The organism is Gilvimarinus gilvus, assembly GCF_030518155.1.
GTDB lineage: Bacteria > Pseudomonadota > Gammaproteobacteria > Pseudomonadales > Cellvibrionaceae > Gilvimarinus > Gilvimarinus gilvus.
The window spans coordinates 64,329-84,361 of sequence record NZ_JAULRU010000319.1 but is presented as its reverse complement, the minus strand read 5'-3'; the positions used below and the strand labels follow the sequence as shown (position 1 = coordinate 84,361).

Below are 20,033 nucleotides of genomic sequence, written 5' to 3'. Positions count from 1 at the left end.
TTGAGTAAAGGCAGGCGCAGCGCAGGACGGAATAGTGAAAAGGGCAAGCCTGGCCCCAGAGTTATGGCGTATTGCAATAATCTGGCTAAAACGCGACATTCATCTATTGGGCGTAAAGTCGTTGTTTTGCGGAACGTCGCTTGCCAGTGTGCCGGGCGATAGGGGTAAAATGGACGCTAACGCGCCAGGCACCATAATAAAGAAGCAATAATTGCACAGGATTTGAGTTTTGGATGTAAGCAGTACTGATCCGATCACACGCGGGCGAGCACTTCGTGACTGGCTTGCGGATGTCTTGGGCCACCAGCCCGACCTTCAACCTTGTGGTGGCGATGCCGGGGGGCGTCGCTATTTTGTTGTGGCCAATGACGCCCGTTGGCTGGCCGTGAATGCGCCGCCCCAAACCGAAAACACCGCGCAGTTTCTGTTGGTTGCTAAGCTACTGGCCGCGGGCGGTGTGCGTGTGCCCGAGGTTCGGTTTGCCGATGCGCATAACGGCTTTCTACTGGTCGAAAATCTGGGGCAAAATCTGCTCGCCAATGCCCAAACGCCCGAACTGCAGTCGCTGTGGTACCCGCGGGCGCTCAGCACACTGAGTCGTATCGCTCAACGGCCCACCGGCCAATTACCGCAATTTGACACGGCCTTTATTAGGCGCGAGCTTGCGATCTTCCGGGAATGGTTCGTCGACAAGTTACTGGGGGTGTCCATCGCGGGCTCTGCCTTAAGAAGTCTGGATGTGCTCGATACGACATTGGCCGAGTGTGCCTTGAGTCAGCCTCGGGTATTTATGCACCGCGACTATCATGCGCGCAATCTAATATTGGCCGGCGAAGACGTTGCGGTTATCGATTTTCAGGACGCCGTTGCCGGCCCACTGGTCTACGATTTGGTTTCCCTGCTCAAAGATTGCTATTTAACCCTACCACCGGACCAAGTGCGCCGTTGGGCGCTCAGCTATAAGGCTCAGGCCGAAGCCCTCGAATTAATGGCGGTCACAGCGGATGACGAGTTTATGCGCGTGTTTGATTGGGTTGGGTTGCAGCGCCACATTAAGGTTCTGGGTATTTTTGCCCGCTTGTACTTGCGCGATGACAAGCCCGGATACTTGGCGGACTTGCCCCGGGTGTTGCACTATGTTCTTGATGTGCTCGCCCGGTATCCCGAGTTCGCTGAGGTGCACCAGCGGTTTGAGCGAGATCTGGCGCCTGTATACCGTGAGCAACCCTGGTATCTCGGTGAAGTGCCTACTGTGAAGCCAACCGGCGAGGGTCAATTATGAAAGCAATGATTCTGGCAGCCGGACTAGGCAAACGTATGCGCCCCCTGACAGATACTTTACCCAAGCCACTGATACCGGTGCGGGGTAAGCCGCTGATTGAATGGCATTTAGAGCGATTGTCTGCGGCGGGGGTGAGTCAGGTTCTTATCAATATCGCCTACCTCGGCCAAAAAATTCGCGATGCAGTGGGTGATGGCAGTCGTTGGGGACTTGAGGTTGCTTATTCTGAAGAGCCAGAGCCTTTGGAAACCGCAGGCGCTATCCACTACGCAGCCAGCTGGTTGGGAAGTGAGCCCTTTTTGTTGGTCAATGCCGATGTATACACTGACATAGAATTCGAACCATTGTTGGCAATGACGTTGGCTGAGCGAACTCTGGGGCATTTGGTGCTGGTGCCAAATCCAGAGTTCAAGGCGCGCGGGGATTTTGATTTATCTTGTGACCTCGTAACAGAGGCTGGTGATAGTACTGGCTTTACCTTTGCCGGAGTCAGCGTCCTTAAACCTGAGCTAATATCGACTTACCCCAATGCGCGGCGTGTATTTCCACTGGTAGAAGTATTGCATTGGGCGCTTGCTCAGCAACGCTTAACGGGTGAGGTGTTCAGGGGGCGCTGGAGTGATGTGGGCACCCCAGAGCGGCTGCGCCTGCTAGGTGCTGGCAAAATGCTGTTTTAATCGCAGAAGCTTACGCTCTACAAAATAATACGAGGCCGACGCGAGCAAAATTGTGCCACTCAATGTAACAAGCATCAGCCAGCGAGTGGGTACCTGGTAGTGAATCGCGGCCAATAAAACAGGTACGTGCCACAGGTACACTCCATAGGAAATTTTTCCCAGATAGAAAATAGGCCTAAATGCCAGTGCTCGCGCAAGTATACCGTCTCGGTTACTGGCCAGGTGCATTATCACGAGCGCCGAGGCGATATGTACGATAGGTAACTGCCAAAGATAAAGACCGCGCAATAGATAATTTGTGCTGAACATAAAATACCCAAGCACAACAGAGGCTGGTAGCCAGCACCATTTCAGCCACAAAGTTGTCGACACCTCGCGGTTATCATTGCGACGCAAAAACACAGCCAGTGCGGCCCCCGCCATAAGAGCGTCAGCGCGAGTGTCGAGCCCACAGTAAAGCCGATCAATAGGCGCGTTGTTTACCGTCAGCCAAACTCTCACGGCTATTGATGCCGCCCATAGGGCCAGACAGGATGCCAGTAAAGTGTTGCGATTGCGGGAACGTCTATGGAGCGCTAGCAGCAATAGCGGCCAAATTAGGTAAAACTGTTCTTCAATGGCCAGAGACCAGGTGTGGCGCAGCTGGGTTAAGTTGAACCATTCAAACGCCACCGCAAGGTTTGTGGTGTATGTAATTGCAATTAAGGCCTCGAAGCTGAATGACTGTGCCTTGCTTGCATCAGCAAACAACCAGTAGGTTGGCACGAGTATCGCTAAAATCAACAAGAGAGCGGGCATAAGCCGCAGGGCGCGCCGAGCGTAAAAGTATTTCAGTTTGATGTTGTCATTGAGCTCGAACTCATCGAGCAATAAACCTGTTATTAAAAAGCCACTCAGAACAAAAAAAACATCAACCCCGAGAAAGCCTCCGCTGATAAACAAGGGGTGAACGTGGAACAGTATAATGATGAACACCGCCACGCCGCGAAGGCCATCGAGCGATTTAATGCGCTGTTGAGTTGGGGGTGTAGGTGTCATAGTTCGTTTATTCTATATATTATGAATGTCCGTATAGGCTAGAGGCAGGTTATGGCTCAACCAAGCCTTTATCAATCATTAACTGGATCAACGCGGCGGTATATTCATCCCTGCTATCTCCCTTTACGTGCGATTCATCGGGCTGTTCAAACGCCTGAAGAGTGGGCTCTTCCTGATAGTTAATTGCCGTCAAATGGTAAGTGCTAATCAATTGGTCCCAATACTGCTCTTTGGGTAAAAAGCTTTCGGCGAGACTTTTCTGCCGCCCACTTACGGGGGGCTCGTACAAAATGACCTTGCCCCCCCGGTTTTCAATGGTCTCGATCCATTGCGCCAGCAAATTTAGCTCTTGCAACCACTGGTCGGCAGGCGGCGGTGGGTGATCTTCCAAAAACTGCTCTAACTGATCGCCAAAATTTTTGGCCAAACGTTTGGCGCTTTCCTCGGTAAATATCAGATGGCCGGCCCGACTTGATTTGAGTTCGTAGTTGGGTTTCCAGGGCATGCGCCCAGTGTCAAGAGTGCGTGCAATAGTTTCGGTAATGCTCATAGCGTCGCGCGAAATAACCGTATGCTTTTGCCACACATTCAAAAATAGCCGATGGATGTACCAGTTGGGGGTGAACTGGTGCTCGTAGTAGTCGACATAGGGTTGCTGCATCCACCAAAAGTCTTTAATCATGCCGCGGGCATCAACGTCCAGCAGTACCGTTCCATTGAACTGTGGGTCCTCGGCTAGGTTGCGCAGTGTCGACAGTGGGTACATGCCATTTACCGCCAGCATGATCGGCTGGTAGTGGGGAAGCAATTTTTTCACCGTGGGTGGGTGAATACCAAATTGGGTGCGACTGGCCCCAACAAATACGAGAGAGTTGCCGGTAGTGGCTTTGCTTCGCTCCAGGCTCCAAAGCATGGCGGAATCGAGAATTCGCGGTGTATAGCCCTGTTCGCGCCAGTAGTATTCGGCTGTCAGGCACAGCGCTAAGGCAACCAATAAACTGAGTGTCATGGATACTAGCCAGAACCTGTTTGGCTTGCGCTCAAAACTGGAAGTAGATAAAAGCATGGCTTTCCCCTGGCGATAAAACAATTAAGGCGATCAAAAGCCCCATAGTGATTCCGGTTACAGGTGCCGGGGTTTTGGCGATTACATCAACCATGGTGCGGTCGCGCATTAGCCATTGCCCCGTAATTAACGCGCCAATACAGCCAAGTGCTATCCACTGCGCGCCTGTCAGCGGAACTGGGTTATGAAGAAGTTGACTAACGTCGAGCATAGCCAGAGTTGACTGCCAAGCGCCTGCCAGGCTTTGCGAGCGAAACCAAACCCAAGTAATCACGATAGTGCCCAAAGTGAGCAGACGTAACACGCATCGCAGGACAAATCCGGGTGATACCGTGCCAAAGACATGTTTTGCAACACGCTCAAGAATCAGGAGTGCGCCGTGCAAGCCACCCCAAATTACAAAGGTCCAGGCCGCACCGTGCCACAAACCGCCAATAAGCATGGTTAGCATTAAATTGCGACTGGTGAGCCACGGGCCACCACGGTTGCCGCCAAGTCCTATATATAAATAGTCGCGCAGCCATGTCGACAGAGAAATGTGCCAGCGTCGCCAAAAGTCAGAAAAGCCAAGCGCGCAGTAAGGGTTTAAAAAGTTAATGGGCAGGCGAAAGCCCATAACCAGCGCCGCGCCTAGTGCGCAAGTTGTGTATCCGGCAAAATCGCAAAATATCTGACCGCTGAAGGCGAGGGCGCCAAGCCATGCCTGTTGCGTGCCCGGTTCTGTGGCTTGGTTGAAATAGGCGTCCGCCACAGGAGCAAAGGCGGCATCTGCCAGGACAATTTTCTCAAACAGGCCGACTGTCACTAGACACAACCCCATACCGGTTGTTGCCAGTGACATATGTCGTGGTTGTTCAATCTGTTCTTGCATTTCCCGCCAGCGGACAATCGGGCCGGCAACCAGTTGCGGAAAAAAGCCAACGTACAGAAGGTAGTCGCGCAGGTTTTTGACCGGTGCGAATTTGCCGCGATATACATCCAGGCAGTAGGACAATGAGTGAAAGGTATAAAAGGATATCCCTATGGGTAAAATAATGTCGAAAGGGTCCACCTGCCAGCTGAGGCCCAGCGCACTGGCGAATTGCGCTGCACTATCGCTGAGGAAATAGGCGTATTTAAAATACCCAAGCACCCCTAAATTTATGCTAAGTATGCTCCAGAGCCACAGTTTACGTTTGCGCCTGCTGCCTGCTTGCGCCATCTTTTGGGCCATAAACCAATCGGCAAAGCTGGTGCTTATTAATAGTGGTAAAAACCACGGGTTCCAGCCCGCGTAGAATACGTAGCTGGTGAACAGCAACCAGTTCTTTTTGTGGCTCCAGCCGGGTATTAATCGGTAGCAGCCAACGACAACGACAAAGAACAATAAGAAGGTGAAGGAATCAAACTGCATGACAGCCCTTTTAAAGAGTGTTTGGGGCTTTTAGGTGATTTCTCCGCCCCCAGCCCATCAATGGGCGCTCGATTATATAGTAACTGGCGCTGGCCAGCAGAACGGTGGCTGTGGTGACAATGCTTAAGTAGTAGACGCTATCAAGCAGACTGTCCGACGCGGGAAGCAAGGCTCTGGCCACTTTAAAACAAGGGTAGTGCCACAGATAAATGCCGAAGCTTAAATGGCCCAACCAAACAAGAGGCTGACTGCCTAGCCACGTAAGACCGTATAAGGGGGCATGTGCAGCCCATACAGCACCTGCAATAGCAATGGCCAGCAAGCTTGGCCAGGCCACCAGCATGAATCCGCCTTGCCAGTAGGAGTCAAGGTTATAGTGAATGCCTAAAAGCAGTGCATAGATAGCAATAAAAGCGCCTGCCAGGACGATGTATCGCCACGTGCGAGCGAGCATCGGTAGGTGTGCGATCGCTACACCTGTTAAAAAGGGTGTTAGCACGCCGGGCAGGGCATCTAATACTGCCAGATGTTTATAGTACGGCGGGTCGGCTAGCAAGCTAATGCTGGCCCAGCGCCAGATTAATGTGCCCAGCACACCGGTCGTGACAACCCATGCCCAGTGAATTCTTTGACACAGGAGGATGATCAGCGGCAGTAAAAGGTAAAACCCTAGCTCGATCGGCAGTGTCCACCACACCGGGTTGATCGGCCGCGACATGGTTGGGGGCAAATTTATGTAGAGTAAGGCGTTGGTAATGCCGGCACTGTTAAATGATAGGGTTGGCAGGCCGGCAATCATTGGCCCTAATGCGACAAAAATTGCCACTTGTAGCCACACCGCGGGGTAAATGCGCAAAAAACGTCGCTGCCAAAACTTCAGGCTTCGTCTGGGGGTGATAGGCTGGGTATTCAGTATGTGCGTGAGCAAATAGCCAGAGAGCACAAAAAATAAGGGTACGCCCATCCAGCCAAAGCCGATAAAAAAGGATGCATGCCACTGCAGCCCAAAAGGCGTCGCGCCGGGGTAAAGGTGGTTTTGTACCGGAAAGAGCTGAGCCCAGTGAAAAAGCAGCACCCCAAAAGCGGCCAGCGCACGCATCCCGTGAAGTCGGGGGTTGAAGCTCATGATATACATCCTTTTCTTTGCCGCGCGTGAGGGTTGCCTGAGGTTGATCTGTGAGTGCTGGGCGCGATTATAGGATTTATGGATAGTTTCTACCACAGTGCCGGTAATATGGCAGGAGGGTAGGCTTGCTGGTTCGCCATATATTTGACTCTGCTACAATAAGTGCCTTTCGCGCTCGACAATCTGAGCGTGCACACATTGATGGGGGAGAGAGTTTGACTAAGCAGGTACCAATCATCGCGCCTTCTGTATTAAATGCCGATTTTGCCCGCCTGGGTGAAGAGTGCGATCGGGTTTTGGCCGCGGGAGCGCAAATGGTTCATCTGGATGTCATGGACAACCATTATGTTCCTAATCTGACTGTGGGGCCCATGGTGTGCCAGGCGCTGCGCAATTATGGTGTGACGGTGCCCATTGACGTCCACCTTATGGTGGAGCCTGTGGATGACCTTATCGAGTCTTTTGCCAAGGCTGGTGCAACCTATATAAGCTTTCACCCCGAGGCGAGCAAGCATCTGGATCGCTCGGTGCAGCTGATTCGGGACCTGGGCTGCAAGCCTGGGGTGGTGTTGAACCCGGCCACGCCTATTGCCACCGTTGAACACGTGTTGGGTCAGCTGGACTTGCTATTGTTGATGTCGGTTAACCCGGGTTTTGGTGGTCAGGCATTTATACCCTACGTACTTGATAAGTTGCACCAGGCGCGGCAGCTTATTGATCGGGAGGGTTTTAATGCAAGGCTGGAAGTTGACGGCGGCATTAAAGTGCACAATATTGGTGAAGTGTGCCGCGCTGGTGCAGATACCTTTGTGGTTGGCTCGGAAATTTTTGCCAGCGATGATTATGCGGCAACTATGAGTGCCTTGTTGGCTCAGATTGACGCCGCTTAGAGGGTTAATAGTGGGTGAAAACCGGCGCATTAATGATCCAGTTGGCTATTTCGCCTGGAATCATCAAGTTAAGCTTGACTTGGAACGGATTTCGCTTAAGGTTTGTTGTGTAAGCGCTTGGTTGGGCTAGAAAACTCAGGTTTTAAAAAAGTGCTTTTCGGGTCTTCCCTAAGGCGCTGTCAGCAGGTAAACTGCCAGCGTCGATTAAAGGTAGGCTCAGTCCATAGGTGTAACTGCATAAGTTTTCACCGTATGTGATGGCAGTCAAACTTTTTATACTGACACTGACCAGCCCTTATGCGCGGTCTTAATTTTACCGCAGGCACTATTGTGAAGGTGCAATTGCTGTGGTAAGTTAGAGCGCGATTGGGTGTTCGTAGAGCATCTGGCCGGTCATGTGCTGGTGGTAAATCGAGTTTGTGAGGCTGCTCGCGGCCTGCTAACAGAAAACAATACGATACTTTGTAACTCTAGGAGCTAGACAATGAAGAAAAAACTTCTACCTTTGGCAATGCTGGCGGGACTGGCTGGTGCAGCGGGTACCGCCCAAGCCGTACACATTAACAATGACGGTCTGGGTGAAGTTCTTATTTACCCTTACTACTCAATTGAAGGTGGCCAAAACACCTACATCTCTGTAGTTAACACTACCGAATACTACAAAGCTGTTAAGGTTCGTTTCATCGAAGCCGAAAACAGCCAAGAGGTACTTGACTTTAACTTGTACCTGTCTCCAGAAGACGTTTGGACTGGTGCTGTTGTGCCAGAAGGTGACGGCGCTAAGATTATCACTCGTGATAACTCTTGTACTGTTCCTCACATCTCTCGTCCTACCGCTGACAACCCAACTGCTGTAGACGGTGAAGCTTTCCGTGATCTGCAATACGCAGACGACGGCGGTTCTACCGGTTTGGCTCGTACCAACGAAGGTTACGTTGAGCTGATCGAGATGGCTGTTGTTGCAGAAGATGGCACTGGCTTCGGTACCGCCGAAGGTAACGCCTTGGCCGCTGACATCCTGCACGATCCGTCAGGCATGCCTGCTGATTGTGCGGCGGTTGTGGGTCGCTGGGTAACTTCTGGCGCTTCGTTCGAGACTGGTGACATTGTAGATGGCACAGGTGTTGTTAGCGATACTGGTACTGGAACCTTTAATACCAACCCTAACGCTCCATCAATGCTGGTAGGTACTGATGCGGACGGCACTCTGGGCGGTCTGTACGGCTATGGCGTACTGATTAACCCAATGGAAGGCACCAACGCAACTTACAGTGCTCGCGCTCTGGATGCGTTCTACGACGCCGGCGCCTTCTATGCCCCTAACCACACCAACCCAGGTACTCTTGAGCCTAGCTTGCAGAACTCTCAGGTAACTGCGAATATTCTGGACGGCGTGACTCCTGTTTCGTTTGTAACCACTGACGGTTTGGATGCGGTTTCTGCTCTGTTTATGCATGACACCATTTCTAACGATTTCGTGCTGGATGAAATTATTCAGGCTGAAACCGACTGGGTTATTGCTATGCCTACCAAGCGTCGCTATGTCTTCGACTTGCAGGATGCAGACGATGCAGGTACGCCTTGGAATGATACCTTGGTTCGTCCTCCATTCACCACTGAGTGGACCAGCAATGCTTGTGAAACCATTGAGCTGGAAATGTGGGATCGTGAAGAGGCCGTTACTCAGTTGACCGGTGGCGTAGACTTCTCGCCTCGCCCAGTAGGTGGTCCAACTTCCGATGACCTGACCTTGTGTACTGAGGTTTCTGTTATGGGCTTCGGTGAAGGTTCTGCAGTGGACGCTTCTGATCGCGTTTTCTACGGTATTAACGCCGAAGTTGACCACGAAAACGGTTGGGCTCGTATGGACTTCACCTTGGATGCTGACGGTGACGCTCGTTACTTGTTGGATGCTGCTCAAACCCAAGCGATTATCGGCTTGCCGGTAACCGGCTTTGCGGTACAGAAGTACACTGCAGCGGGTGTTGACGGTCTGTCTGGTTCTGGTGCGTTCTACGCCGGTGTTATTGACCACAAGTCAACTCGTTTGATTGTTGGTTATGACCCAGCGAATGGCGCTGACGACGGCGAAGTTGCCGACGGCTTGCCAGCTGATCCTGGTCACGACGGCTACGGTATCGACAGCTCAGCACCATAAGCTTTCAGCTTAAAAGTGTCTTAAAAGCGCGGCCTTCGGGTCGCGTTTTTTTTTGCCTATTGTTTGAGAGGATGATGGTTAGTACTTTAAGTTTGAAGTGAAGTGTGAGCTAAGTGATGTAACTCTCAAATTTGTAGGAAATTGTACGCAATGTTGACAAGCGGTCGATTAACGAGCTTAATAGGGAATAGAAATTTCGGAACTGCTGCTTATAATAATCCGATGGGAATATTGCATTCAAAAGGATAATTTTTTCACTTTGGCCTGCATTCTGCTAATGGTATGGGTAGGAAGATCAAAGTGACGAGTATTTGGCGTAGCCTCGGAGTAAGGCCCGAATATAAAAGAATATATTTTAAACTTTGTGAGGGTGAACAATGAAACACTTTACTAAAACCGCTTTGGGTTGTGCTCTGGCGAGCATTGCCATTGGAGCCTCTGCTGCCACGTTGCGCCTGGATGCGGGCAGTGAGCATGATGGTACTGGCTCAGGTCCGACCTACGATGATGATATCCTGTATGACGTATCAGGTCTTCTTGTAGATGAATATGGCAACATGGTAATTACAGGGGCCGTATTTGACCCTGGTTCGCTACCTTCCGGCACAGGCTCCATGGTGTGTCACGACGAGACGACTACGGCAGAAGATACCGACGATGATGGCATTGCCGATACTTGTGTTGGTACGGGCCCTGCGGATGAAGCGCCAACGGTTTCCATCTCTATCAATGACTCAACGCTCAGCGCCGGCCAAACGGCAACGGTTTCCTTTAGCTTTAGTGAGCCGGTGACGGGCTTTTCGCGCTCTGATGTGTCATACAGTGCTGGCTCACTATCCTCGGTGAGCGGTTCGGGTAGCTCTTATTCCGCCACTTATACAGCGCCTTCGGGCTCTACCTCTGGTACTGCGACCATTAGGGTCACGGGTAACTATGTGGACTCGGCAAGTCAGTCAGGTTCTGCTTCTAATACACTGACTGTTAATTATGCGGCGCAAACCAGCACCGGCGGTGGTGGGGGCTCCGAGGGTGAGTGTGATGTTCCCAGTGACGTAACAGTGAGGAACGGTCACGAAATATTCACGAACTGGGGTAACACGACCAGTTTGATGGAGTTTGATTTAAGTTATGGTCGGACGTTAGCTGGTAAAGTTCGCATTGGTAGCAACCCCAGCTTCTTCCAGCGCGTTACTCTGTGGGGTAACTATGTGACGGCCAACGATTCAAGGAAGATATGGCTATCGGAGTGCCCAGGTGGTGAGCCTGTCCAAAAATGCGCGCAAGCTGTGGGCAGTCAGATTAGTTGGTATACGGCCCAGACAAACTCTGCGCCACCGCAGTACTGCTTAACGCCTCGCAACCAGGAGCTCTACTTGAACGTCAAGTATAATGAGGGTCAGTGTACGTCCAGTCGTTGTGGTGTGTATATGCAGTACTACGCTGGTGGAACACTCGACTAAATTTATTGTCCAATAAAAAGCGGCGCATGTGCTGGCATGCGCCGCTTTTTTGTTTATAACGTGTAGCCAAATTTGGAAGGAAAAAAGTTAATGCTTGTAAGATCATTGCGACGGTTTCTTGTGTTGGGTGTATGTCTACTTCCGTTGAAGGGTATGGCCGATACACCTGTGGTGTTAGCCGAGTTAGACGGCATTGCAGTAACCAACCTTGATGTAGAACGTTACTTGGCATTTCAGCGCCCTGACGCTGAAATTCGGGAGTTGCTAGGGCGGCCCAATGCGGTCATGCAGTACGTGCAGAATATTCTTATTGTGCGCTCCATGGCGAAACAAGCACAGCAAAATGGCTTGGGTATTGATCAGGACCAATTGGCATGGCAAACAGAATATCAGCGGGCGAGCTGGGATGCGGCGCGCCTGCAAGCGAACGTCGTCAGTCAGGCACGTGACAATGTTGACTGGGAGGCTCTGGCAAAGGAAAAATATCTGGCCGAGCCGGAAAGATTTGCCCGTAGTCCCAGAGTGAATGCCTCACATATTCTAATTAGCACTGACGAGAAAAGCGACGAGCAGGCTTTGCGCGAGATAGAGGCCATTCACCAGAGAGCACTGGCCGGTGAGGACTTTGCAGAGTTAGCTAAAGAGCTTTCAGATGACAAGGGTAGTGGCGCCGCGGGTGGTGAGTTGGGCTTTTTTAAAGCCAACAAAATGGTTAAGCCATTTTCAGAGGCAGCTTTTGCGTTGGAAAATGAGGGCGATATCAGTGCTCCGGTCAAAACCCGATATGGCTACCATATTATTAAGCTCAACCGGAAGGACACCCTGAAAAAAGATCCTTTTATCGCGGTTAAGGGAAAACTAATTGAAGAGTTGAGGCGTCAGATGGCAAGCGAGGCATCTGAGCAATTGGTTACTGAAATCCGTACTTCTACACTAGAGGCCGATATAGATCATGAGGCTGTGGCTGCGCTTGAGGCCAAGTACGGCGCCGAGACTAAAAACTCTGCGCCAGCTACTGAAAATGTAAAGTAATTCCTAATCGATTGTTTTGGAGAGTAATGTGAGATTAGGTGACTACCTTTTAGCTAAGGATAAATTGTCTTCGCGCGATGTGGAGCGAGCGCTACTGGCTCAAAAGGAAATGGGTGGCTACTTTGGCCAAGTGTTGATCAAGCTTGGTGTGGTATCAGAGCTTGATGTGTATCGCGCTCTGTCCGAATTGTTGCAGGTCAACCTGCTTGATGCGCATAGTTACCCTGAGGAGCCGGTAGAGGTCGATGGAATCTCGGAAGCTTTCTTATCCAGTAACGCGGTGGTTCCTGTTCGCGCTGGGGAGCGTTATGAGTTTGCGGCAACGTGCCCTCAAGACCCTTTTATTATTAAGGGTCTTAGCCTGGCTTTAGGCAAGCCTGTCGTGTTGCACCTAGGCCTTGAGGCCGATATCAACACGGCTTTGTCCAAACGTGTTGCCACCAATGACGAGAGCGATACAGAGGTTGATGATGAAGTTCATGATGTAGAGGGCGATCTTGAATTTGTCGAGCACCTTAAAGATTTGGCCAGTGAGGCGCCAGTCATTCGCTTGGTGAATCAAATTATTCACAAAGCGTTGGATATGGGCGCATCGGATGTGCATATCGAGCCTTTTGAGGATAAATTACATCTACGTTACCGCGTTGACGGTGTGATTCAGGAGATGGTAGACCCGCCACCTTTGGGGCAAGCGCCGGCCATCGCATCGCGCATTAAGCTTTTATCTAAAATGAACATAGCTGAGCGCCGCCTGCCACAGGACGGACGCATAATGACTCGTGTAAAAGGGCATGAGCTCGACCTGCGGGTGTCCACAATTCCTACTGTCCACGGCGAAAGTATTGTGATGCGGGTACTCGACCGGGATAGCATTCAGCTAAGTCTCGAGAGTATGGGGTTTGCGGTCGATACACTAGCCAAGTATCAAGAGTTGCTCGCTCGACCGCACGGGGTGCTTCTGGTGACCGGGCCGACAGGTTCCGGTAAAACCACGACGTTGTACGCGTCACTGGCGACACTCGATGCGTCTGAGCTAAAAATTATTACCGTTGAAGATCCTGTTGAGTATCAGTTGGCGGGCGTCAATCAAATTCAGGTGCAGTCTCAAATAGACTTAACGTTCGCCCGCTCTCTGCGAGCTATTTTGCGCCAGGACCCCGATATTATTATGATCGGCGAGATGCGCGATGGTGAAACAGCGCAAATTGCCGTTCAGTCCGCTCTTACGGGCCACCTGGTATTGTCTACGTTGCACACAAATACTGCTGCAGGTGCAATTACCCGGTTAGAAGATATGGGAATAGAGCGTTACCTGATAACGTCTTCAGTGAATGGAGTGTTGGCCCAGCGTCTGGTTCGTACTTTGTGCAAGCACTGTAAGGTTGAGCGCCCGGTAGCAGATATTGCTCCTGGCGAGTATGCTGCGCTGGCTAAATTCATTGACAGCGGGCAGACGGTTTACCGCCCTGGTGGATGTGAGCTCTGTAAGTACACGGGGTACAAAGGTCGAACGGCTATTCATGAGTTGTTCGTTATGACCGGTGCAATGCATCGTGCAGTTCAAAGTGGCGCCGATGCCACTAAACTGCACGCGACGGCTCGCAGTGAGGGGATGTTGACCTTGTTTGAAGACGGTTTGCGCAAAGTGGCAAAAGGCGAAACCTCGCTTGAGGAAGTGCTGCGCGTCACTCAGGATCAGTCTGAAGCGGAAGAGGTGATTGCCTGACCGGCAAGCCTTGATCACGGGTGTTAGACGCCCACTATTAACTCTATCGATTAAACACTGTGGCGGCCTAAGGTCGAAATGTTTATGCCAGGTTATTCGTATAAAGCAGCCAAGCGCGACGGCTCCTTGGTAGAAGGCTCATTGGATGCTGGAACCGAGGATTTAGCCGCACGTGAGCTACGTAGTCAGGGTTTGGTGGTGCTTTCTCTTTCTGGCGGTGTGCAAAGCGCTGCGGTCAGGAGCCGCGGCGGCGGTTTTGGCCAAAAACAGGTGCTGTCTTTCACCAGCGAATTGGCCGTATTGTTACGGGCAGGGTTGCCAATTGATAAGGCTCTGAAAGTTCTGCTGGATATGAGTACACACGACAATGTCAGAACTGTACTCACCGGTGTATTAAACACAGTTAAGTCGGGCAAGGGTTTTAGTCAGGCGTTGGCGGAGCATCCGGCTCAATTTGATGAGTTTTACATTAGTATGGTGCGCTCTGGTGAAGCCAGTGGTAACTTGGCCCAGGTGCTTAACCGTCTGAGCGAGCAGCTGGAGCGAATCAAAGAAGTGCGCTCTGGTGTGGTCTCCGCCATGATATACCCAGCCATTTTGGCTGTTGTTGCGCTGATTTCCGTATTGGTCATGCTTGGCTTTGTGGTTCCCCAATTTGATGCGCTGTTCTCCGATATGGGCGAGTCTTTACCGCTGTTAACCGAAATGGTTATTGCGGGGGGGGAGGCTATTAAAAATAATGGCATATGGATTGTGCTGTTCTCAGGTCTTTTTATATATGCATTGCGGCGTTGGTTAAGAACTGAGCCAGGGCGCAATTGGCTCGATAATTTCTTGCTTAAATTGCCAGTACTTGGCGGCGTGGTTTTTAAGTATGAAGTCGCTCGTTTTTCCCGAACAATGGGAACTTTGTTGTCCAGCGGTGTCTCACTCCTGCAGTCGTTAAAGATTGCCGTAGGTACCGTTGGCAACGTGCATGTACACTCTGCATTGGCGGCACTGGCTCCTGAAGTGAAAAAGGGAGGGCGGATCTCTAAAGCGCTCATTGAGGCCGATATGTTTTCTCCGCTTATGATTCAAATGGTGCGTGTAGGTGAAGAGTCAGGGCAGCTTGACGAGATGTTGCTTGAGTTGGCGAAAGTTTATGATGATGAGGTTTCCTCTGGTATCAAGCGCAGTCTTACTTTGTTAGAGCCTATTTTGATTTTAACTATGGGCGGTATGATTGGTTTTATAATTGTGGCCATTTTAATGGGTATTTTGTCGGTTAATGATTTGGCGGTCTGATCGGTCGGCATACTTGAAATATAGGTAGAGTGTTATGAAAAATACAAAACAATCAGGCTTTACGTTGGTAGAGCTATTGGTGGTGCTGGCGATCATTGGCCTGTTGGCCGGTTTAGTTGGGCCTAAAGTTCTGAATCAGCTTAGTGGTGCAAAAAGCGACACCGCCAAAGTACAAATTCGAGATTTTGAGCAGGCGCTGGAAATTTACATGCTGGATACCGGTGAGTTTCCTCGCAGTGAGCATGGCTTGGAAGCATTAGTGAGTAACCCAGGTCAGGTAGCGGGATGGAATGGTCCTTACTTGCGTCGTAATGAAATACCTCAGGACCCCTGGAATCGCGATTATCAGTATAAATCACCCGGGGAGCACGCTGATGTAGATATTTACTCGCTGGGTTCCGATGGTAAGCCGGGTGGTGAAGGTGATGCCGCCGATGTCGGTAATTGGCAGCTGTAGTCCTTCAGCTCTATATGCATAAGCGGTATAGGCAACTTGGTTTTACGTTAATCGAAGTAATGGTGGCGATCTCTATTGCTGCCATGTTGGTTGCTGTTTCTGTGCCCGCTGCATCCAAGATATACCAAAGTATGTCTTATCGCAGCGCGGTGCGAGAAGTGCGAACAATGTTGGAGTCGGCAAAACTGCGGGCCTTGAGTGGGGCGCCTTATGCCAGTGTGCTAGTCAACCCTCGCGAGCGCTGGCTGAGGTTAGACTCAGACGAAAAATATTATCTGCCCGATGAGTTGCGCCTTGAGGTTGTTAGTGCTCAAGAGTATGAAATAAATGGCAACACGGGAGTATTGCGCTTTTACTCTGATGGCACCTCCACTGGGGGTAATATCGATGTATTGCGCTCCGACGACTCGGGAGTGCGGTTGGAAGTTGGCTGGCTTCTGGGTGAGGTAAAGCAGCATGCGATTGCACCATAAGGGCTTTTCCCTTTTGGAAATGCTCGTGGCTGTTGCCATTCTAGGTATATCTTTTGGGATGTTATATCAGTCAGCGGGCGGTTCAGTGCGAAGTGTCGCTGTTGGCGAAGATTATGCCTACGCAGTGACCATAGCTCAGTCGCTATTGGCTGAAAATAGCCTAGTTCCACAAGGCGGTGTGAACACGCGGAGCGAAACGGCGGATGGATATCGCTGGTCAGTGCAGACGGCCCCCCTTAGTGACGTCAATGGCGATCCTTTAATGCTATATCGAATCGATGTTGAGGTTCAGTGGGGGCAAGGTTCTGGTGGCAGAAAGTTTGTCTTAAATTCAGTGGTGCCCGAGGCGCGAGTGGATGCCAATGAATAGCCACAAAGGGTTTACCCTGATTGAAATGGTGGTTGCTTTGACCATCTTGTCGTTAGTTGTAATGGCAACCTTGACTGGAATGCGCACACTAGCACTCACGCAAACCAAATTGGAGCATCGCGCCGATAATAACGCTGAGCTAAGAGCGGTAAATGGATTTATACGGCGCTTGCTTATGCAGGCCAAGCCTGTGCCTATGTTTATGTTCGGTCGCTCAGAGGGACATTACTTCTACGGCGAGGCTAACGAACTTATTTTCGCCTCGCCTATGCCTATTCCGGGCCAGCAGGGAGGACTTTTCGCTATGCGTATAAGTCGAGACCAAGACAAGCTGTGGTTGCAGTTGCGCGAGGGCATCAATTTTGTAATATGGGGAGAGGAAGAGGCGTATTTGCTGGCGGATAAGGTTGAGGATTTTACGGTCAGCTATCGTAAGGATCGCTATTCCCCCTGGCAGGAGCAGTGGAACAGGAATGCAGAGCAGTACCCGCCCGGATTTGTAAAGATTGCGCTAAAAGTGAGTGGTCGTTATTGGCCCGAATTAATCATTCCGGTTAGGGGCTGGTAATGGCGCGCCACGACGGAAATCGTTATACCAAGCAAAAAGGTGTTGCACTGGCTATTTTGCTATGGTTTGTTGCGGCCCTCACGCTGCTGGTTAGCTCCTTAGCTATGTTGGCGAAAACAGATATCCGGTTTACCCGGCTGGTGGTAGAGCGAGCTAAAAGTGAGGCGCTGGGCGACGGGGCGGCGCAATTGATACTGGTTACTTCGCCCGAGGACCAGCCTCTATACCTCAGGCAATACCAGCTGGCGGAATCACTGATTAATGTCCGTGCAGTGCCCTTTGACTCCCTGATAAGTGTGCGTGATGCGAGTAAGGACTTGCTAACTCAAATGTTTCACATTATGGCTCATGTTGAGTTGCCTCGGGCGGCCGAGCTGGCAGATTCTGTGGTACAGTGGCGCACCTTATTAGCGGCTGAAGTTCCTGAGCGATCTCAGGGTGAGTATAAAGGGATTGCGGTAATGGAGGACCTTATGTCGGTACCCGGAATCACCCGGGAGGTGTATGAGGCTGTACGGCCCGTTCTCCACTCAGGTGCTCAGGGTAGCAAAACGGTGAACCTTGAGCAGGCCCCAGCAGAAGTAGTGAAAATTGTAGCCGCGAGTGACCCAGGCGCTATTGAATTATGGATGGAAAATCAGACCAGCACTGAACCAGATGCATTTTCGGGGGTCAGGATAGCGAGGAGCCTAACACGTGTAGATGCTCGGGTGAAAATGCCTTCAGGGCGGATATTTGAACGCTCCGTTTGGATGGAGCCTGGCAATGGCGTGACTGGTTGGCAAGTCGCCCGCAGGCTTCCCGTTAAGGCCGTAAATACATTACAGTTTAATAGCTTGGAAAAATATGGCAACGAATAGCCACCAGTGGGTTTTGTTTGGTGTTGATTTAAAGGGAATGTGGCAAGAGTATATTGCCGCATGGCGCGAGGTGTTCTGGCAGCAGGGCGCTCGTATCCGTTCGTTGTTAGACGAGCCCGTAGAGCTTCTTGAATTGAAGCAGGGTGAAGTCGTTAGTCAAAGTATCGGTTCCGGTGCGGCAGATACACAGGCATGTGCCTTACTGCTGCCACAGGAACTGGTTCTCGATCGCCAGATTCGATTGCCCAGAAGTGCTCATGCCAATTTATCTCAAGTAGTGGCGGCGGAAGTCATTGCCAGTAGTCCATTTGCCCCAGAGGATACAGCCACTGGTTGGCAAGTTATGGAAAATACCGGTTCGGTCATTGTCGTGGCGCTTGTGATTGTCTCTACCAGCGCCGTTATGGAATATGTCCACGGTACCCCAGCGCTGGGTGATGACCCGTTAGAAATTTGGGCGCAGGTCGGGAGCCAATATGTAGTGATTGAAGGTTTCGCTGAGACGCAAAGAAACAAACGTTATTCAGGGCGTTTGAAGAAGCTTGCCGTGATGTGTGCCTGTATTGCGCTAGCCTTTCTTGTGGTTTGTATTACGCCGGTTTTTTATAAGCTACAACAATTGGCGTATGTAGAGGAAGCTTACAGTGAGGTTAGACTAGAAGCCGGTGAGATAGCCTCATTGCGTGGCAGTCTTGCGAAAAAAAATAAGCTGATTGACGACCTAAATGGCCTGTTGCAATCTGATGTTCAGCCTTTACAGGCATTAAACCTTTTGACGTATTTGTTGGCGGATGATGTTTGGCTAAGCGACTATAGCCAGCGTGGATCGGTAGTGGAAATACAAGGTACTGCTGTCAACGCCGCAGCGATGATGCAGTATTTGTCGCAGCAGCCATATTTCGAGAAGGTAAGAGCAACCTCTGGGTTTCGTAAAATTGGGAATCGGGACCTTGAGCGCTTTCAGATAGAATTGACGTTTTCCTCGCTAGAGGAAAAAAAATGAAGAGCATTAAAAGTCTGACTAGGGCCCAATGGCTAGTTTACGGTACCTTTGCCGCCATTTTAGCGGCAGCATTGGTATTGTTTCTGTATTGTTTTACAAATTTTTTGCTTTACCGGGCTCAGGTGTCAGACATGATGCCCCGAGTGGCGAGATTACAAGGCATGTTGCAGTCTGAAGGTGATATCCGCCAGGCTGAATCCAGGGTTAGCGACTACTTAACTGAATTTATGTATACGGACGAGGATGCCAACGCGATAGCTGTACGCATGCAGCAGAATTTGCGTTCAATGTTTTCATCTTCAGGGCTGACAGTGAGTGGAAGCGGAATAAGACCGGCGAAAGAACTGGAAGGGCTTACACGCGTAGGATTGACAATTAATGCAGAAGGCGAACTAGAACAACTGGAAGAGACATTGCGCAAGTTGTCTCAGGCACGCCCTTTAGTGATTGTAGAAAGTTTAGATGTCCAGCCTAAACGGCGCAGAGGCAAAGATACTTCGCAGGAGATTGAAGTGCGGATACAGCTTTACAGTATGAAATTTGATCATGAGTAGAAGTTCTAGCTTCACATTAAGCGACTTTAAATATTCGCTAAGTTCACTTTCTGTTTTTGACAAAATAAAGTGGCTGGCGGTAGTTGCCGTGCTTGTCTCCGTTGTTTGGGTACTTCTGTTCGTCGCTATGTATAGCGTGAAAACAAAGGTGGGTATAAGGCAGCCTGATGGCAAGATTCTGCGGCCCGTTGTTTTTGCGAATACGGTTAAAACGACAGAACATGATGGCATACTGATTGAGCGGCCGCTGTTTTGGCCGGAGCGTCGCCCGCCGCCAGAAATTGTCAAAGTAGGGAGAGCAAAGCCCGCGCCTAAGAAAGTGAATCGCAACGTTGAATCGTTTGAGCTCCTCGGTGTCCTAGGTGCAAGCGAGAGCAGTGTGGTAAACATCAACTACAAAGGCAAGATGTATCGGCTGCGTATTGGTGAAAGCTTGGCAGGTTGGACTTTGGAAGAGGTCATTGGTGACGGAGCGCGTTTTGTAGAGTCCGCAACACAAAACACAGATAACGTCGTCAGAGAGAGTCTCCTGATGTATCCCAAGGTAGATATTTCGCCAAGCTGGCCACGTGAATATACTGAATTTAACAACGACAACTAAGGTTGACGAGAG

General features: G+C 50.7%; 20 protein-coding genes. 16 read left to right on the top strand and 4 right to left on the bottom strand.

All coding sequences use genetic code 11. The annotated features are described in order from the left end of the window. Positions 1-229: 229 nt before the first annotated feature. Complete coding sequence (locus QWI17_RS05340) at positions 230-1,282, top strand: aminoglycoside phosphotransferase family protein (RefSeq protein ID WP_302721480.1); 1,053 nt, start codon at positions 230-232, stop codon at positions 1,280-1,282. Next, entirely contained in the window at positions 1,279-1,959 is a 681-nt protein-coding gene (gene murU, locus QWI17_RS05335) for an N-acetylmuramate alpha-1-phosphate uridylyltransferase MurU (protein ID WP_302721479.1), read from the top strand. The genes QWI17_RS05340 and murU overlap by 4 nt, the downstream gene beginning before the upstream one ends. Here murU and QWI17_RS05330 read toward each other — a convergent pair. Genes QWI17_RS05330 through QWI17_RS05315 form a run of 4 tightly spaced genes read right to left on the bottom strand, consistent with a single transcriptional unit; the run spans position 1,933 to position 6,582 of the window. Then, positions 1,933-2,997, bottom strand: coding sequence for an acyltransferase family protein (locus QWI17_RS05330; protein WP_302721478.1), 1,065 nt, complete (start codon positions 2,995-2,997; stop codon positions 1,933-1,935). The two genes, murU and QWI17_RS05330, sit on opposite strands and share 27 nt — an antisense overlap. 49 nt (positions 2,998-3,046) lie before the next feature. Beyond that, a complete protein-coding gene (locus QWI17_RS05325; RefSeq protein WP_302721477.1) occupies positions 3,047-4,063 on the bottom strand; it encodes a hypothetical protein in 1,017 nt (338 codons plus the stop codon). Then, positions 4,038-5,456, bottom strand: coding sequence for an MBOAT family O-acyltransferase (locus QWI17_RS05320; protein ID WP_302721476.1), 1,419 nt, complete (start codon positions 5,454-5,456; stop codon positions 4,038-4,040). Before QWI17_RS05320 ends, QWI17_RS05325 begins: the two co-directional genes overlap by 26 nt. 10 nt (positions 5,457-5,466) lie before the next feature. Then, complete coding sequence (locus QWI17_RS05315; protein ID WP_302721475.1) at positions 5,467-6,582, bottom strand: acyltransferase family protein; 1,116 nt, start codon at positions 6,580-6,582, stop codon at positions 5,467-5,469. A gap of 197 nt (positions 6,583-6,779) precedes the next feature. On the opposite strand from QWI17_RS05315, the gene rpe reads away from it, so the two are divergent. The 14 genes from rpe to QWI17_RS05245 all read left to right on the top strand — a co-directional run bounded on the left by rpe (position 6,780) and on the right by QWI17_RS05245 (position 20,021). Beyond that, the gene (rpe, locus tag QWI17_RS05310; RefSeq protein ID WP_370659589.1) at positions 6,780-7,472 is read left to right on the top strand and encodes a ribulose-phosphate 3-epimerase; all 693 of its coding nucleotides are present in this window, start codon (positions 6,780-6,782) and stop codon (positions 7,470-7,472) included. Between the two features lie 484 nt (positions 7,473-7,956). After that, positions 7,957-9,630, top strand: coding sequence for a hypothetical protein (locus QWI17_RS05305; RefSeq protein WP_302721473.1), 1,674 nt, complete (start codon positions 7,957-7,959; stop codon positions 9,628-9,630). A 377-nt stretch (positions 9,631-10,007) separates the two neighbouring features. Next, positions 10,008-11,090, top strand: a complete 1,083-nt coding sequence (locus QWI17_RS05300; RefSeq protein ID WP_302721472.1) for an Ig-like domain-containing protein — start codon at positions 10,008-10,010, stop codon at positions 11,088-11,090. 90 nt (positions 11,091-11,180) lie between these two features. Further along, positions 11,181-12,122: a peptidylprolyl isomerase gene (locus tag QWI17_RS05295; protein WP_302721471.1), complete on the top strand. Its 942-nt coding sequence runs from the start codon at positions 11,181-11,183 to the stop codon at positions 12,120-12,122. A 28-nt stretch (positions 12,123-12,150) separates the two neighbouring features. After that, positions 12,151-13,848, top strand: coding sequence for a GspE/PulE family protein (locus tag QWI17_RS05290; RefSeq protein WP_302721470.1), 1,698 nt, complete (start codon positions 12,151-12,153; stop codon positions 13,846-13,848). Between the two features lie 84 nt (positions 13,849-13,932). Then, a complete protein-coding gene (locus QWI17_RS05285; RefSeq protein WP_302721469.1) occupies positions 13,933-15,135 on the top strand; it encodes a type II secretion system F family protein in 1,203 nt (400 codons plus the stop codon). Between the two features lie 34 nt (positions 15,136-15,169). Then, positions 15,170-15,592 carry a type II secretion system major pseudopilin GspG gene (gene gspG, locus QWI17_RS05280; RefSeq protein WP_302721468.1) on the top strand — a complete coding sequence of 141 codons (423 nt, stop codon included), beginning with the start codon at positions 15,170-15,172 and terminating at the stop codon, positions 15,590-15,592. A 14-nt stretch (positions 15,593-15,606) separates the two neighbouring features. After that, positions 15,607-16,065: a prepilin-type N-terminal cleavage/methylation domain-containing protein gene (locus QWI17_RS05275; RefSeq protein ID WP_302721467.1), complete on the top strand. Its 459-nt coding sequence runs from the start codon at positions 15,607-15,609 to the stop codon at positions 16,063-16,065. Beyond that, a complete protein-coding gene (locus QWI17_RS05270) occupies positions 16,049-16,435 on the top strand; it encodes a type II secretion system protein (RefSeq protein WP_302721466.1) in 387 nt (128 codons plus the stop codon). The genes QWI17_RS05275 and QWI17_RS05270 overlap by 17 nt, the downstream gene beginning before the upstream one ends. Beyond that, complete coding sequence (locus tag QWI17_RS05265) at positions 16,428-17,003, top strand: prepilin-type N-terminal cleavage/methylation domain-containing protein (protein ID WP_302721465.1); 576 nt, start codon at positions 16,428-16,430, stop codon at positions 17,001-17,003. Before QWI17_RS05270 ends, QWI17_RS05265 begins: the two co-directional genes overlap by 8 nt. Next, positions 17,003-17,863 carry a hypothetical protein gene (locus tag QWI17_RS05260; RefSeq protein WP_302721464.1) on the top strand — a complete coding sequence of 287 codons (861 nt, stop codon included), beginning with the start codon at positions 17,003-17,005 and terminating at the stop codon, positions 17,861-17,863. The genes QWI17_RS05265 and QWI17_RS05260 overlap by 1 nt, the downstream gene beginning before the upstream one ends. Beyond that, on the top strand, positions 17,850-18,866 hold the full coding sequence (locus tag QWI17_RS05255) for a PilN domain-containing protein (RefSeq protein WP_302721463.1): 1,017 nt from the start codon (positions 17,850-17,852) through the stop codon (positions 18,864-18,866). Before QWI17_RS05260 ends, QWI17_RS05255 begins: the two co-directional genes overlap by 14 nt. Continuing rightward, a complete protein-coding gene (gspM, locus tag QWI17_RS05250) occupies positions 18,863-19,420 on the top strand; it encodes a type II secretion system protein GspM (RefSeq protein WP_302721462.1) in 558 nt (185 codons plus the stop codon). Before QWI17_RS05255 ends, gspM begins: the two co-directional genes overlap by 4 nt. Next, the gene (locus QWI17_RS05245) at positions 19,413-20,021 is read left to right on the top strand and encodes a hypothetical protein (protein WP_302721461.1); all 609 of its coding nucleotides are present in this window, start codon (positions 19,413-19,415) and stop codon (positions 20,019-20,021) included. Before gspM ends, QWI17_RS05245 begins: the two co-directional genes overlap by 8 nt. Positions 20,022-20,033 lie beyond the last annotated feature (12 nt).